Annotated in this window: 9 protein-coding genes and 1 pseudogene; 2 read left to right on the top strand and 8 right to left on the bottom strand. The window is 40.9% G+C overall.

From position 1 onward, the window contains the following. The first annotated feature begins 180 nt into the window (after positions 1–180). Positions 181–2,196 carry an ABC1 kinase family protein gene (locus ACE1AT_RS29570; RefSeq protein ID WP_374874710.1) on the top strand — a complete coding sequence of 672 codons (2,016 nt, stop codon included), beginning with the start codon at positions 181–183 and terminating at the stop codon, positions 2,194–2,196. Between the two features lie 249 nt (positions 2,197–2,445). Here ACE1AT_RS29570 and ACE1AT_RS29565 read toward each other — a convergent pair whose 3' ends face one another. From ACE1AT_RS29565 to sbcC, 6 genes and pseudogenes are all read right to left on the bottom strand, one after another. Beyond that, complete coding sequence (locus tag ACE1AT_RS29565) at positions 2,446–3,909, bottom strand: restriction endonuclease (protein WP_374874709.1); 1,464 nt, start codon at positions 3,907–3,909, stop codon at positions 2,446–2,448. Positions 3,910–4,109: 200 nt separating this feature from the next. Further along, on the bottom strand, positions 4,110–4,379 hold the full coding sequence (locus ACE1AT_RS29560; RefSeq protein ID WP_374874708.1) for a type II toxin-antitoxin system RelE/ParE family toxin: 270 nt from the start codon (positions 4,377–4,379) through the stop codon (positions 4,110–4,112). Then, positions 4,376–4,594 (bottom strand): hypothetical protein, encoded by a 219-nt coding sequence (locus tag ACE1AT_RS29555; RefSeq protein ID WP_374874707.1) that lies wholly within the window; start codon positions 4,592–4,594, stop codon positions 4,376–4,378. The genes ACE1AT_RS29560 and ACE1AT_RS29555 overlap by 4 nt, the downstream gene beginning before the upstream one ends. 101 nt (positions 4,595–4,695) lie before the next feature. Beyond that, complete coding sequence (locus tag ACE1AT_RS29550; protein ID WP_017313139.1) at positions 4,696–5,004, bottom strand: HigA family addiction module antitoxin; 309 nt, start codon at positions 5,002–5,004, stop codon at positions 4,696–4,698. Between the two features lie 15 nt (positions 5,005–5,019). Beyond that, positions 5,020–5,169, bottom strand: a pseudogene (locus tag ACE1AT_RS29545) (type II toxin-antitoxin system RelE/ParE family toxin); the annotation flags it as partial. Further along, entirely contained in the window at positions 5,166–8,195 is a 3,030-nt protein-coding gene (sbcC, locus tag ACE1AT_RS29540) for an exonuclease subunit SbcC (protein WP_374874706.1), read from the bottom strand. The gene sbcC and the pseudogene ACE1AT_RS29545, both read right to left, overlap by 4 nt. Before the next feature lie 2,527 nt (positions 8,196–10,722). On the opposite strand from sbcC, the gene rpoD reads away from it, so the two are divergent. Beyond that, positions 10,723–11,904 (top strand): RNA polymerase sigma factor RpoD, encoded by a 1,182-nt coding sequence (gene rpoD / locus ACE1AT_RS29535; RefSeq protein WP_374874705.1) that lies wholly within the window; start codon positions 10,723–10,725, stop codon positions 11,902–11,904. Positions 11,905–12,054: 150 nt separating this feature from the next. Here the strand turns inward: rpoD and ACE1AT_RS29530 are convergent, their stop codons facing one another. Both ACE1AT_RS29530 and gyrA read right to left on the bottom strand, forming a co-directional pair. Next, on the bottom strand, positions 12,055–12,234 hold the full coding sequence (locus tag ACE1AT_RS29530) for a chlorophyll a/b-binding protein (RefSeq protein WP_374874704.1): 180 nt from the start codon (positions 12,232–12,234) through the stop codon (positions 12,055–12,057). 222 nt (positions 12,235–12,456) lie between these two features. After that, entirely contained in the window at positions 12,457–14,976 is a 2,520-nt protein-coding gene (gyrA, locus tag ACE1AT_RS29525; protein WP_374874703.1) for a DNA gyrase subunit A, read from the bottom strand. Positions 14,977–15,059: the final 83 nt, after the last annotated feature.

Genomic DNA, 15,059 nt, shown 5'->3' with positions numbered 1-15,059 from the left:
GATGGGAGATCAGGAAGGGAGTGTGGGGAGAGTTATCAGTTATCAGTTATCAGTTATCAAATTAAACTGCTCACTGTTAACTGTTAACTGATTCATGCCCGATCCCCAATACCCAATACCCAACCTTCTGATAAATTGTTACAATACTTAACAAGTTAACTCCGATGCGGTGGTAAGTTCATGAATGCGAAGAATGTTTCCCCTACTTCCCTGCAAATAGATCATGAAGTAGTTCCAGACAATGGTACAAAAATGTCGATTGTGAGTTTACCAGTATCGGAGGAAGACCAAACAAGCAAGGTGCTGGTGATTTCAAAAAGCGAATCTGAGGCTTTACAATACAATCCTCAGAGGATAGCAACATATTATGGAAGTCGCCCCCTACAAGTTTTACGACGCATCATTACAGTACTAACACCAACAATCAGGTTTGCTTTGGGTATATGGTGGGATACTAAACGGGGAGTTGTTGTTAAAAATGACCGTCGTCGGGCAATTCAGTTGCGAGAAATGCTGACGAAGTTGGGGCCTGCTTACATTAAAATTGGGCAAGCTTTATCTACTCGACCAGATTTGGTTCCTCCGATGTTTTTAGAGGAACTAACACAATTACAAGACAAATTACCTGCTTTTGCGAATGAAATAGCCTACCAGTTTATCCAAGAAGAACTAGGCGCACCACCTCAAGAAATTTACACGGAACTTTCGCCAGAACCTATAGCAGCTGCTTCTTTAGGACAAGTTTATAAAGGTAAGCTCAATACAGGTGAAGAAGTCGCCGTTAAAGTCCAACGTCCCGACTTGCGCGAACGCATTACTATTGATTTATATATCCTGCGTCGGCTAGCGGGATGGGCGCAGAAACAATTTAAACGTATCCGCAGTGACTTGGTGGGTATCCTCGATGAATTGGGCGATCGCATCTTTGAAGAGATGGATTATATTCATGAAGGAGAAAATGCCGAGCGCTTTTATCAGTTGTATGGTCATTTAAAAGACGTTTATGTACCGAAAATTTACTGGGAATACACCAATCGTCGTGTGTTGACGATGGAGTGGATTGAAGGTACGAAGCTCACTAATACACAAGAGATTAACGCCAAAGGTATAGACGCTCGCTATTTAATTGAAGTCGGGGTACAGTGTTCATTACGACAGTTACTAGAACACGGATTTTTCCACGCCGATCCTCATCCTGGTAATTTGCTCGCTACCCGTGATGGTAAATTAGCATATCTAGACTTTGGGATGATGAGCGAAATTCAGCCACCCCAGCGTTATGGCTTAATTGAAGCGATTGTCCACGTTGTTAACCGTGACTTTGAAGGTTTAGCCAACGACTATGTCAAGCTAGATTTTCTCTCACCAGAGACAGATTTAACACCAATTATTCCTGCATTTGCGCGAGTATTTGCTGATGCTCAAGGTGCTAGCGTTGCGGAATTAAACATCAAAAGTATCACCGATGAACTCTCGGCTTTGATGTATGAGTATCCTTTCCGCGTTCCTCCCTATTACGCTTTAATTATTCGTTCTTTGGTGACATTGGAAGGGATTGCTATTTATATCGATCCCAATTTTAAGGTATTGAGTGAAGCTTATCCCTACGTTGCTAAACGATTACTCACCGATCCTGCACCAGAATTAAGAGCATCCCTGCGAGACTTATTATTTAAAGAAAATCGTTTTCGCTGGAACCGCTTGGAAAACTTGTTACGCAATGCTCGTAACAACCAAGATTATGATTTGAATTTGGTGTTGAATCAGGGAGTTGATTTTCTGAGTTCCGAACGTGGTAGTTTTATTCGCGATCGCCTGATTGATGAATTAATTAAAAGTGCAGATGCTTTAAGTAAAAATATTCTGCATAACTTCACCTATCTACTGCGGGAAAGGGTTGGTGTCACAACTATCAACGAAACTCCCGCAGCTACAGACGAACAACAACAAACTTTGGAGCATATGAAACGAATATTAAATATTCTCCGCGAAACTCGTGGGTTTGACCCAACCCAGCTTGCACCCCAAGTTGTGCAAATTGCGTTTAACCCAGGTGTACAACGTTTAGGACAGCAAATAGCTGCTCAGTTATTACAAAAAGCAGCCGCTAGGTTGATTCGGGAATTATTGACATTTGAGGAAATTGAGGATGTTCAAAAAGTTGATTTAGAAACTCCTGCAAGAGTTTCTCTGTAAATGAGAGTGTAGTTTTTGGTGGTTATGATTTGAATTCAAAACACTACTCCCCTTGGTAAAGCTGTAGTTTACGCATCAGCCTTGCAAAGGGGAAATCTTATTAGTCAGATGACAAATTTAAAATTACGCCTAATCGGAGTTAAAACAATAATCAAAATAATTTTTACTCGTTTACAACTATACCTTCATATTGCAAATCAAGTCATCATTAAATCTCTTCATTTGATTAACCTAGTTTATATATGAATCTCACTTGAACTGCACAATATCAGGATATTTACTGACAATATGACGATTAATTCTAATTCTTTCTTCTATCTCACTTCTAGTCCACCAATCCACCCAGATTTTTCCATCAGTTTTCATCTTATATAAATGCTCTGTCAGTGTGTTACTTAAATACGAGGATACAGCGAGAAAGAAACCATTTGCATTATGATGCTCTACTATATCTCTAATGTCAGTTACCTTTGATTTAGGAACTGCATCCTTAAAAGCTTTACACTGAACAATTACTTGTCTGATCACATAAGGAGGAGTGTGTTCATCAAAATAGTTACTAGGGGGCTGTGTAAACCAATCACAGAGAATATCCTTACCTCCATCAGGCTCATTAGTATTACTTACTTGTCTAACCCAACGTACCCCCTGTTCAAGTTTGAGAAGATCCATTATGAAAAGCTCAAATCGACTCCCATCAATAGATGAACTCCATATAAATTCGCTTGAAGGAAATAAAATCTCCGTATCTTTAGAATGTTTTTCACGGGCTTTTTCTCTTTCATATTCAAATCTCTTCCTACCTGCTTCTCTTTGTAAAAATGCCACATAGTCTCCAGAAGCCGCAATGAAGATATTTTCCAGAGGAATATATACAATTTTATTTAAGTGTTTGGTGTTGTTTAAGCCTTTGAGAATTTTCTCAATAAACCTAGACTCTCTAATTGATATAAAGTTAAGAATGTCTCCACTATCATAAATAGTTCCTGTTGATATAGATAGGTTTTTCCAAGGTATATCCTTTGATAATAAAGAGATGAGTGAAGAGGAAAGTTGAGGTGATTTATATATGGTAAGCCCTGTTTGTATACTTCTATAATGTTTCCAACAAGGATTAATTCTTTGACAGTACTGAATTTTATCTTCGTTAAATTTCTCTCCGACAATACATGCCACATTTTTTGCCCATAACTTAGCATTTTGGTAACTGTAATTTGAACCTACTGTCATGGGTGAAGGCTCTGTCACATCCCAATCAAATAGTCTTGGAAAAACAAGACAGAGATAGCGGATAGCAGCACAAAATTTTTCGATTCTCTCTAAAGACTGAACATCTAATTGGTTAGCTAAAATGTACGATTGATCTGGAACAAGATATCTAGCATAAACCTCTGTCTCTGGTACTTCTACAGGATGTGGAATATCCCAAATTCTACAAGAGGCATAGTTATTAATCCGAAGAAATCCTGCTATCAGTACAGACAAAATCTCATTTGCATCAGTTCGTTCTCCAGGTAGATCCCAAGAAAGAGTTCTAACAGATACATAGGGATATACTAAACCTTCCTGGCTAATCTCAAAGTTGACGATTGCTCTGGTATCGTCATCTTGAAGAGTAACATGAGTGTTTCTATCGGATATCACTGCTTTGTATCCCATTTTCTCGGCAATAGCCTTAAAAGCGGTAATATTCTGCTCTACTTCTTTGTACATTGTCTTAAGTGTTAGGCGATCAAACGTAAATGTTAACCTTGCTGACTGTTATTAGCTTCAATCTGCGCTTGACAAACTTCTTTGAGGTGTGGCATGAGTGTTACACTCCAAATACAAGCACAATACAGAGCAATCGCATTAATTGCCGCAATCAGGCGATCGCATCCTTATATCTGTAATGCTGTGTTAAGCTACTGTCACTAAAACTGAGAGAGTAACTTGTCATACTCAGCATGGGAACCGACCCAAAACCAAATGACTGTATCTCCGTCTAACTGTCCAACTGCACGATAACTTTTGCTGATCCGAGCAGAATAAATTGGTAATTCGCGATGTACCTTTTTGAAGCGTAAGCTTGGATGACCAGGATCTTGCTTAAATTGGCGATACGCTTGACGTGTTTGCTCCTGAACTTGCTCAGGGAGATCAGCAAACGCTTTGCGGAACTGAGCAGTAGTACGCGACTTCACAATGTTTCTGGATCTAATTCTTGGGTTTTACCTGCACGATACTCAGCCATTGCTTCGGCTGCTAGTTGAGCAAGAACATCTTGAGACTTGGCAAATGAGGCATCCCATTTTACTTCATCTTCGAGTTCTGACAAAATCATTGCCGCGATCGCATCCTGTTCATTCGCAGGAAGTGTTTTCAACTTGGCGATCGCTTGTTCAAGTAACTCAGTCATAATTGCTTCAAAATTCAGATTTATTCAACTTTTCTCTTAAGATAGCTTCTACTTCACTTTCAGGATCATCAAGATCGAATCCAATTCAGGCGTTGACAAACTCAGGCTACATCATTCAACGGAAGTTTAGGTATTTGATTGTAAACTTCTGCATTTTCTTCAAGAGCTTGACGTATATCGTATTGCGTTTGTAAATTCAACCAAAACTGAGCGCTGTTACCAAAATAGCGAGATAAACGCAACGCTGTATCTGCTGTAATACTGCGTTTTCCAGATAAAATTTCACTAATTCGTGTCTGAGTTACACCTATATCTTTGCTTAATCGATAAGGTGTGATCTCTAGTGGCTCTAAAAATTCTAGTTGTAGGATTTCCCCAGGGTGAATATTTGACAGACGGGTGTTATTCATAATTATTGACTTGCGTCAGTGGTAATCTACAATTTCAACGTCCGAAGCATTGTTCTCATCCGTCCAAACAAAGCAGATTCGCCATTGATCGTTAATACGAATACTGTACTGCCCTTTCCTGTCACCAACTAGTTTTTCTAAACGATTACCAGGTGGAACTATTAAACCATCAAACGCAAGTGTGAACCTTGCTGACTCTTATTCACTTCAATCCGGGCTTGAAAAGCTTCCTTCAGGTGTGGCATATGCGTTACTGTGAGAATACAAGCAAAATCCGGGGCGATCGCATTAATTGCTGCAATCAAGCGATCGCATCCTTCTGTATCCTGTGTACCAAAGCCTTCATCGACAATCAGCATTTGCAAAGCAGCGCCGGCGCGTTGTGCAAGTAATTTCGCCAAAGCTAGACGAATCGCAAAGTTAATTCTAAACGCCTCCCCACCAGAGTAAGTTTCATAGGCTCTCGTACCCCTAGCATCGGCAATCAAGATATCTAAAGTATCAATTAACTTGCTATTTTTCTTCGTAGATTTACCGTTACGTCCAGCTTTCTGTGTCACAAATTGTACATGTAACTGATTCGCACTCAGGCGGGAAAGTAGCTGATTTGTTTCTGCTTCTAGTTGCGGCAGGACGTTTTCAATCATCAGTGTTTGGATACCATTTTTACCAAAAGCTTGGGCTAATTCCTGATAAACACGGTATTCCTCTTTGGCTTGTTGCTGTTGTTGCTGCTGTTGCTCATATTGAGTTTGCAGCATATCGAGCTGGTGCGCCATTTGTTCTAAGCGCCCCAACTGGGTGATTTGTTCGTCAAGTTGGCGACGCCGGATTGCTAACTGTTGCTCCAAGGCTTGAATTTGGGCTAGAGGATTGCCTGTTTGCTCAAGTTGACTAATAATACTTTCTATTTGGCTTTTGAGTCTTTGCCGTTCTGCCCATCTTGCTTGTAAAGCTACTTCTAATTCTTGCGCTCTAGTTTTTAATTGCGGATACTGTTGTTGTGCTGCTTGTAGTTGTTGGTGGCGAAATTGCCAACCTTGGGCTTTGCGTACCGCAACACGGAGGTTATTATGCTGTTCAGTATCATAACCAAGTTCGGCAATGAAATGATCTAAGACGGCGATTTCTCTAGCACATTCAGAATCAATCGCTTCTTGCTTGATTCTTGCTTGCAAGTGGTCAATCTGTGTTTGCAGTTCTGGTTTTTTCGCTTCTATTTGGGCTTGGCGCTTGGTAGCGTCTCTAATCTGTCCTTGTTTAATTTCTGCCCAACGCCAGCGTTCTACTTCACTGCGAGCTAGGGCGTGGTCTTGCTCATTATAGTTGAGTTGTTGCAGATAATTTTCTAACTCTTGGAGTTCGGCTTGTTTGTCGGGTGCATATTCGCCTAGTTGAAGCGATCGCTCTAGTTGGTGTTTTTGAGCCGCAATATGTTGTAATTGTTGTTCAACATCGCTTGTTGCTTGTAACTTAGCTGCTAGTTGTCCTCTTTGTTCCCTTAAGGTGTCATAGGGAGACAATTGTTGAGATATATCTCGATATTCCTGTCTGAGTACCTGAATTTCTCTATCGGAGACAGCCATTTGTTCTCGGACTACCCACAATTGCCCTTCTGTATCTTTATACTCAGATTTGGTTTTATCTACAACTCTATTCCAGTGATGTTCATCTAAACCTCTTTCGCACAAAGGACAAATGGCGTTGGGAGTTTGCAGCATTTGGATTTTTTGCTCTAGTTCTCCCAATAATCTTTCATAATCGCGTTGATGAGCTTGCAATCGTTCAATAAAATTACGCCGTTCTTGTCCTTTTTCCTGAACTCGTTGCAGATAAACTCGCTTTTTCTCCAATTCTTCAATTTGGATTGCGACTTCCATCACCGCTTGTTGCAGTTGCGGTTGGCGTCGCTGCTGAGATTGTAATTGATTTTCTGTGGCTTCTATTTGTTCTAATCGCGCTACCAATCCCGCTTGTACCCGCAGGATTTGACTTTGTAAAGTTGCTCGTTGTTGCAGTAAGGGAGAAACTTGTAGTTGCAATTCATCTAATTGAGCTAGACGTTGACGCGCGATCGCCAATTTAGACAAAGCTGCTTCGACTTCACTTGATTTATTGAGAGTTTGTTGAATTTCTGCCTCTTGCTGACGCAATGCTTCTAATTGCGCTTGCGCTTGTTGCAGTTGTCGTTCGATTTCGTTAATTTGTTTGGTAAGCTGCTGTTGCTTTTGTTGACGGGTGGTTTGAGCGCGGGTGTATTCTGCAAATTTGGTACTTGTGGCTTCTTCTTGAGCTTGCAGATTTTGGTATCGACTGTATCCGGTGGTGATTTCCGCTTCTTGAGCTAATAATTCTTCTAATGAAGATAGCTGAGTTGCAATTCGTTCTCGTTCGTGTTCGAGGCGATCGCAATCTTGAGTTAAGTTTTGATATTGCTGTCTGACAAAATTTAGTTGTTCTTCCCAATTCTGCCGTTGGTGCTGGACAACTTGCAAACTTTGTAATTTGATATTTTCAAAAGCTTGTACTTGCTGGAGTTGATTGTGTTCGTTTTCTAAGGTGAGTCGTTGAGTTGCGATCGCCTCCCGTTGTTGCAGTTGAGTTTTCATCGATTCCAAAGAGCGTTCTAACTCTTCGGCTTTGGCTTTAAACTGACGCGATAAATCTTTTGCCCGTTCTTCTAATTCATCATATTGATTAAGCTTTAATAATTCCGCTAATATTTCTTTGCGTTCGCTCGGACGCTTGAGCATGAATTCATCTGCTCGACCTTGACGCAGGTAAGCAGAGTTAATAAAAGTATCGTAATCTAGCTTAATATGCTGCAAAATTGCATCTTGAGTTGCCCTTACTCCTTTTCCACTCAATGAGCGAAACCCGTTTGGTGTTTCGATTTGAAATTCCAAAACACTACTTCCACCACGAGCGCGGGTACGAATTACTCGATAGGTTTGCTGTTGGCTGGTTCTAAAAATGAAATCTACTTGAACTTCTTTTTCGCCAGTGTGGACAACATCATCTTCAGTATTGGCTCTGCTTTCCCCCCAAATAGACCAGGTGATCGCTTCCAACAAAGAAGATTTACCAGCGCCATTAGCCCCACAAATACATGCCGTATGCAAACCGCGAAAATCCAAAGTTGCATCACGGTAACTGAGGAAATTTTTCAGAGTTAGTTGAACAGGGATCATCTAGACTAGAGAACCATACCTTTTTTAATTAGTAGCAGCACACCACTCTTTTTGTTAGTTTAACTAGATAAAAATCATGTTTCTAGTCTTAAAGACATGAATTTTACAATTGTTAACAATATTTTGAGGTATTTTTTTCTGTTAAGTTAACTATTTTGCTACAGGCGTATAAAAATTAAATCCAGGTTAACAGAAGATAGTCTTCATTCCTTTACCATGTCTTTTGCTTTGCAAGCGGTGAGCTAGCTGTGGGATTTGTTAGCTATTAGAGTGATTGATGGTTGCTTGCATGAGAAATTATTGAGTTGACCAGTGAAGAGTAGAAGGAATGAAAGTGGGTAGTTTAAGATTTTCTTGGTTAGGACTAGTAGACAAGAGTGAGCGATCGCAGTTTTGCTTTGAGTAAGAAAAATTTTAAATATGGTAACATTCACCCCACTTTCATTTCGTTACAAGTGATATGAAAGAGAGTTATCATTCAATACGCTTGGTGTTAAGGTTTGGGAAAAAGGGGTGTAGGGGAGCCAGTACGTTGCGGGGGTTTCCGAGCCAGCGCGTTGCGGAGGTTCCACGCCACCTGCTTTATGCCGGGGAACCCGTCCACCGCAGTGGCTCCTCCGTTGTAGCGACTGGCGTCCCGTTGTAGTACCTGGCGTCGAGTCAAGAGCGTTGTAGCACGTGGCGTGGACAACTTCTCAGTTATCAGTTATCAGTTATCAGTTATCAGTTATCAGTTATCAGTTATCAGTTATCAGTTAACAGTTAACAGTTAACAGTTAACTGTTAACAGTTAACAGTTTAATTTGATCACTACTCACTGCTCACTGATTCATGCCCAATTCCCAATTCCCGTTCCCCGTTCTCTCGGATTCCTATATTTCTAATCTATTTAATTCAATTTGCTATATATTAGAAAAATTCAACATATTTTAACAATTGTGTAAAACAACAAATAAAGATTGTTTTTTGAAAAGTGGTTTTAATATCAAATTTTTAAATCACAGACGTCACTATCTTGTTAAAAATTTTTTGCAGGATAAGTTGTACTCAACATACCTCCCGGAGTGTTGAGACAGAAGTGATACAAGCTTATAGTTCACAAGATTTACGTGTTTATCTGACAAATCGTCAAAGCGATCGCCCAAAATATACGAAAATTTAAGAAAATCATCAAGATTTGGATAGTCAAAACGCGTCTTATAAGCTACAACTTTGGTTAGAGTAACAACGTATATGGTTATTAGGATCTACGCCTTTGAGTTAACTCAGCAAAAGGTTTTGTTGTGTTGATTAAGCTCAAGGATATAACGAACCACACGTGTTTCGATACCTTGACTCAAACGATACGGTTTTTGCTTTGAGTTACAGACTGAAATTTATTGTCCTGACAGTTGGCGTAACATCATGCTAATAGACATTTTCAATATTGATACCTATCATCAGAGAATCTACGACTGTATAATTCGCATTCGTACTATGCAATTTTGTTCTGCGTGAGCTAATATCGTTAGTCTTACTGTCAAATCTTTTCTGAATTGATTAAAATATCGGTGTATACAATAAAAAGAGTTTGTCAAGTTGCAAAGGGTTGAATTTTTAATAATGCGCTAACCTGTGATTAAGATCGAATTAGCCATATCTAGAAATCTTCGGTCTTTCGGCTGATTCTGCCAAAGCCTCAACTCCTCAGTTAGGTTATTTGGCTCCTCGACAGGTCAAATGCTTTCATGAAAGCGCCATGACTCTAAATTGGGAATTGAGTCTGTGGTCTCATGCCTACTCTAACAAGCATGAGAGTGGCTGTTACTAAAAGACAAATGTAAATCCCAAATGAGTAATTTATGAAGGAAGTGTAAAAATGAATGCACTTTAGCGTTTAAATTGAATTAACCAAAAGTTTACTGTTTCTATAAATGTTGTCGGTTACACATTGAATCTGATACAAGTGGGTTTACTTAATTTTTAAGGTAATGGTGATGTTACGAAAATTCCAAAAAGTTTTATGGAAAGTTCCAGTGTATGGGTGTCATTTTCAACGTCTTTTTGGTAAAACAGGCTTTACATCACCTCGCTTTACCTAACTCAATTAGTTCATGAATGCCACATAAAGAGAGTGCAATTTCTGTGAAACAGGCTACAATCGGAACAGTCTTTTCAAAAAAAATCTTCCAACAGTCATAATTTTTTTGTATGGAGTGGTAAATTTTTTTAGCAACATGAGTCTTTTTTAGACCAGTTCAGTAAACACTTGTGTTGCCCGGCGACACATATAAAGTTTACTAGGAATGAGGAAATTTACCTTTGGGAGTAATGCTGTGGTAGAAACAAATACAGAGTTTAGAACTTACTACTTGTATTGGAGAGCCATACCACTGTTGTCTCAACAAAAGGTAAAAGTTCCGAACATAATCTATCAGCCAAATTAGCTAAAAACCCTCTTAATCAAAAGGCAATATACCTCACTAATATTAAGAGTGGTTATAACATCTTGAGTAATTGATTCTGCAAGGAGCATGAGGAACGCGGCATGAACCAGGCTAACAACGTACTCGATACCATTGATTATCAGCCTGACCTAGAAATTGAAATTAATCAGCCTGAACTTGAGTTAGAAGAACTCTTATTGGAAGACGAAGAGGACTTGCTGATCAATGATGATGGCGATCTCGACGAAGAATTTTTAGAGCCTCAGTCTGATGAGGACGACGCAAAGTCTGGGAAAGCCGCAAAATCGCGTCGTCGGTCACAAAGCAAGAAAAAGCACTATACCGAGGATTCGATTCGTCTTTACCTGCAAGAAATAGGGCGAATTCGCCTGCTTCGAGCTGACGAAGAAATTGAATTGGCACGTAAGATTGCAGATTTACTAGAATTAGAGCGAGTTCGCGATCGCCTACAACAGCAGTTGGAACGCGAACCTCAATACAGCGAATGGGCAGAAGCAGTACAAATACCCTTACCACAATTCCGTCATCGCCTGCATGTGGGTCGTCGGGCGAAAGACAAAATGGTACAATCTAACCTGCGTCTTGTAGTTTCAATTGCTAAGAAATACATGAATCGCGGTTTGTCTTTCCAAGATTTGATTCAGGAAGGTAGCCTCGGTTTGATTCGTGCTGCTGAAAAGTTTGACCACGAAAAAGGTTATAAGTTTTCTACATATGCTACGTGGTGGATTCGTCAGGCGATCACCAGAGCGATCGCTGATCAATCCCGGACAATTCGCTTACCTGTCCACCTCTACGAAACCATCTCTCGCATCAAAAAGACTACCAAGCTGCTTTCTCAAGAAATGGGCCGTAAACCAACTGAGGAAGAAATTGCTACAAGAATGGAGATGACCATTGAGAAGCTGAGATTTATTGCTAAATCAGCCCAGCTACCAATCTCTTTGGAAACACCCATCGGTAAAGAAGAAGATTCTCGACTCGGCGATTTTATTGAATCTGACGGCGAAACTCCAGAAGACCAAGTTTCTAAGAACCTCCTGCGCGAAGACTTAGAAAAAGTCCTTGATAGTCTCAGTCCCCGTGAACGCGATGTTCTGCGACTGCGCTATGGTTTAGACGATGGCCGGATGAAGACTCTGGAAGAAATTGGACAAATTTTCAATGTCACCCGCGAACGTATTCGGCAAATTGAAGCGAAAGCACTTCGTAAATTACGCCACCCCAACCGTAACAGCGTTCTCAAAGAGTATATCCGATAATCATTAGTCATTGGTCATCAGCCTTGCACAAATAACAATTGACCAATAACTAATGGCAAAAAATAAGAAACCTGGGAGTGTTAGTTCACCCCAGGTTTTAATTTATCTATCTATCTAGTGATGTCCTATAAAAACTTCTGGTTTTAAAATTTACAGAATGCCCCAGAAGTGTAAAAAGCCTTGACCAGAAAATAATTCAATCAGAGCAGCAGCTAAAAAGCCGATCATCGCCAAGCGACCGTTCCAAATTTCTGCTTGAGGAGTAAAGCCCCAACGCCAAGAGTTACGATCTTCCGCTACAGGAGCTGTGATTTTTGTTGTATCTTGCATGATTGGCACTCCAAACTGAATTTATAAAGGTTTATTAGCCTTTGTTAACTAATATAACAACTATTTTAAGAAATGCAACTTTTATGAGTGTTTGCTCTATTACATTGACTTATGATATCTATACGATGTAATAACTTATTCCAAACATAGTAATTAGGGATCGGGGAAGGTGGGCCCCACCTTCCCCAATCCCCTTGTCCCGACTTCTGCAAAAGGTATACCCTAAACCAATTCTGCAACAGTGATAATTTTTTCATCTCTGTTGAGTTGGAATACACTTTCACCTGTGGAATCTTTAGGCAAATTTGTTACTGTGTCTACTTGCAGACGCACCACCCTTTGATGATTAGTTACTAACGCCACCTCAGATCCTGGTTTGGCTAATAGCATACCTGCTAAGTAATCGGTCTTATTGGCAAATTTGAAAGTTTGAGTACCAATATCACCCCGATTAGCTAATCGCAAACCACTAGTTGTCAGACGTTTAGCATATCCTAGTTGCGTTACCAGCAAAATATTTTCTTCAGTATTAAAGGTAACACCACCAACCATAGTTTCTCGCTGACGCAGGCGCATAGCTTGTAGACCCATCGCGGTACGACCCATAATAGGTAGCTGTTCGTCGTTAACTTTAAACCGTAGTAATCGTCCACCAGAACTAGCTAGAATTATTTGTTTTCCTGTAGTGGTGAATTGAGTTAATAATAATTCATCATCGTCTTTGAGCTTCAAAATAGTAATACCGCGACGTGTCAAACTAGTAAATTCTGTCAAAGATAGGCGCTTGATCCTTCCTTGCTTCGTCAACAAAATCATCTCGCCATCTTCCGCCTTTTCCGGGAGCAAAAAGCGGCTGACAACAGCTTCAGAAGCTTCTTGAGCAGTATTCGTCAGCAAGGTGATTAATGGTGTTCCTCGTGGCGATCGCCCAGTGGTCGGAGGAATATCTCCTACTTTCACCGGATAAACTTTGCCATTGCTAGTTAGTACCAGCAAATCTTTCTCTGTATCAGTCAAGGCTGTTTGCATGACAAAGTCATTATCAGCCATACCATTATCAACCTTCGACTTTTTCCCATTCGGCTGAATGCGACGCACATATCCCCGTTGGGTCAATTCTAAAACCACTTCTTCAACAGGTTGTTCAGGTTTGAGATTTTGGATGCTCAATTTGGGATTTTCTTCCTCTGTCGCCCTATCCTGGCGTCCCCGCGTTTCCGTGGCTTTTTGGCGTAGCTCACTCACACTGATGATTTTGGTGCGACGTTCATCACCATATTTGCGCTTCTGGGTACGTAAGTCTTTTTTCAGGCTTTTGAGTAATTCCCGACGATCACCCAGTAATTTTCGTAACGTTGTAATTTCCTCTTGTAACTGCTCGTATTCTTTCTGTAAATTCTGTTGTTCCAAGCTTGTCAGGCGTCTGAGTGGCATTGCTAAAATTGCATCTGCTTGTACCTCAGTCAAATCTAGGTGACTTTGCAAGTTGATTTTCGCAGTACTACCATCAGCAGCTCTTCGCAAAATCTCAATGACCTCATCAAGGCGAGACAAGGCTTTCAATAAACCTTCTAACAAATGCGAACGATTTTCCGCTTTAGTTAACTCGTAAGTGTAGCGACGTGAAAGCGTCTGTTCGCGGAAATGTAAAAACTCTTGCAACAATTGGCGTAAAGATAGCTGGCGCGGTTGTCCATCTACTAAAGCCAATAAAATCGCCCCAAAATTCGTTTGCAACGCGGTTTGGTGATAAAGTTGCTGGAGAAGCTCTTGGGGGTTGGTATCGCGTTTGAGTTCAATGACTACACGCATTCCCTGGCGATCGCTTTCATCCCGGATATCAGCAATTCCCTGCAAGCGACCTTGATTTACTAGGTCTGCAACTTTTTCAATCCAACCTGCTTTGTTAACCTGAAAAGGTAATTCTGTCACCACAATAGCTGTTCGCCGTTTGTTTCCTCGCCCGCCAACGACTTCCTCAATCTGCACCACTCCCCGCAGCACAATACCGCCTTTACCCGTGGTATAAGCCTCGCGGATTCCTGCATCACCAACAATTTCCCCACCTGTCGGAAAATCAGGCCCAGGAATTAACTCAAATAATTTGTCATCCGATAAATCAGGGTTATCAATTAAAGCAATTAACCCATCCACTACTTCCCCTAAATTATGCGGTGGGATATTTGTTGCCATACCCACAGCAATACCAGCACAACCATTAAGCAACAAAAACGGTAACTGTGCTGGTAGCACAGTCGGCTCTTGCTGAGAATTATCGAAGTTACCAGCAAATTCCACCGTTTCTTCGCCAATTTCGGCAAGCATCCCCTCGTAGCTAATTGATGCAAGGCGCGTTTCTGTGTAGCGCATCGCTGCTGCTGGGTCATTATCTACACTGCCGAAGTTACCATGTCCTGCCAGTAAGGGATAGCGGCTGGTAAATTCCTGTACCAACCTCACCAAAGCATCATAAACAGCTTGATCCCCATGGGGGTGGTATTTACCTAAGACGTCTCCCACGACACGAGCGCATTTCCGATAAGGGCGATCAGGTGTGAGACCCAGTTCATGCATCGCGTATAAAATCCGTCGATGTACTGGTTTTAAACCATCACGCACATCTGGTAAGGCCCGCCCGACTATCACACTCATGGCATATTCAAGGTAAGACCGTTGCATTTCGGTATGCAAGGCCGTGGTGATGACCTGTCCCGTAGAGAGAAGGTTTAACTGTTTTGCCATGAGTTTGTTCCTAAGTTTTCACTACACAAAATATGCCGTTACTGAACATTACAGCAACCACAGCATAGCGGATGTAATGCTCA

Origin of the sequence: Pelatocladus sp. BLCC-F211 (assembly GCF_041928655.1) — a bacterium.
Taxonomy (GTDB): Bacteria; Cyanobacteriota; Cyanobacteriia; order Cyanobacteriales; family Nostocaceae; genus Pelatocladus.
Note: the sequence above shows the minus strand (reverse complement) of the source record. Positions and strands in the feature narration are given on the sequence as shown.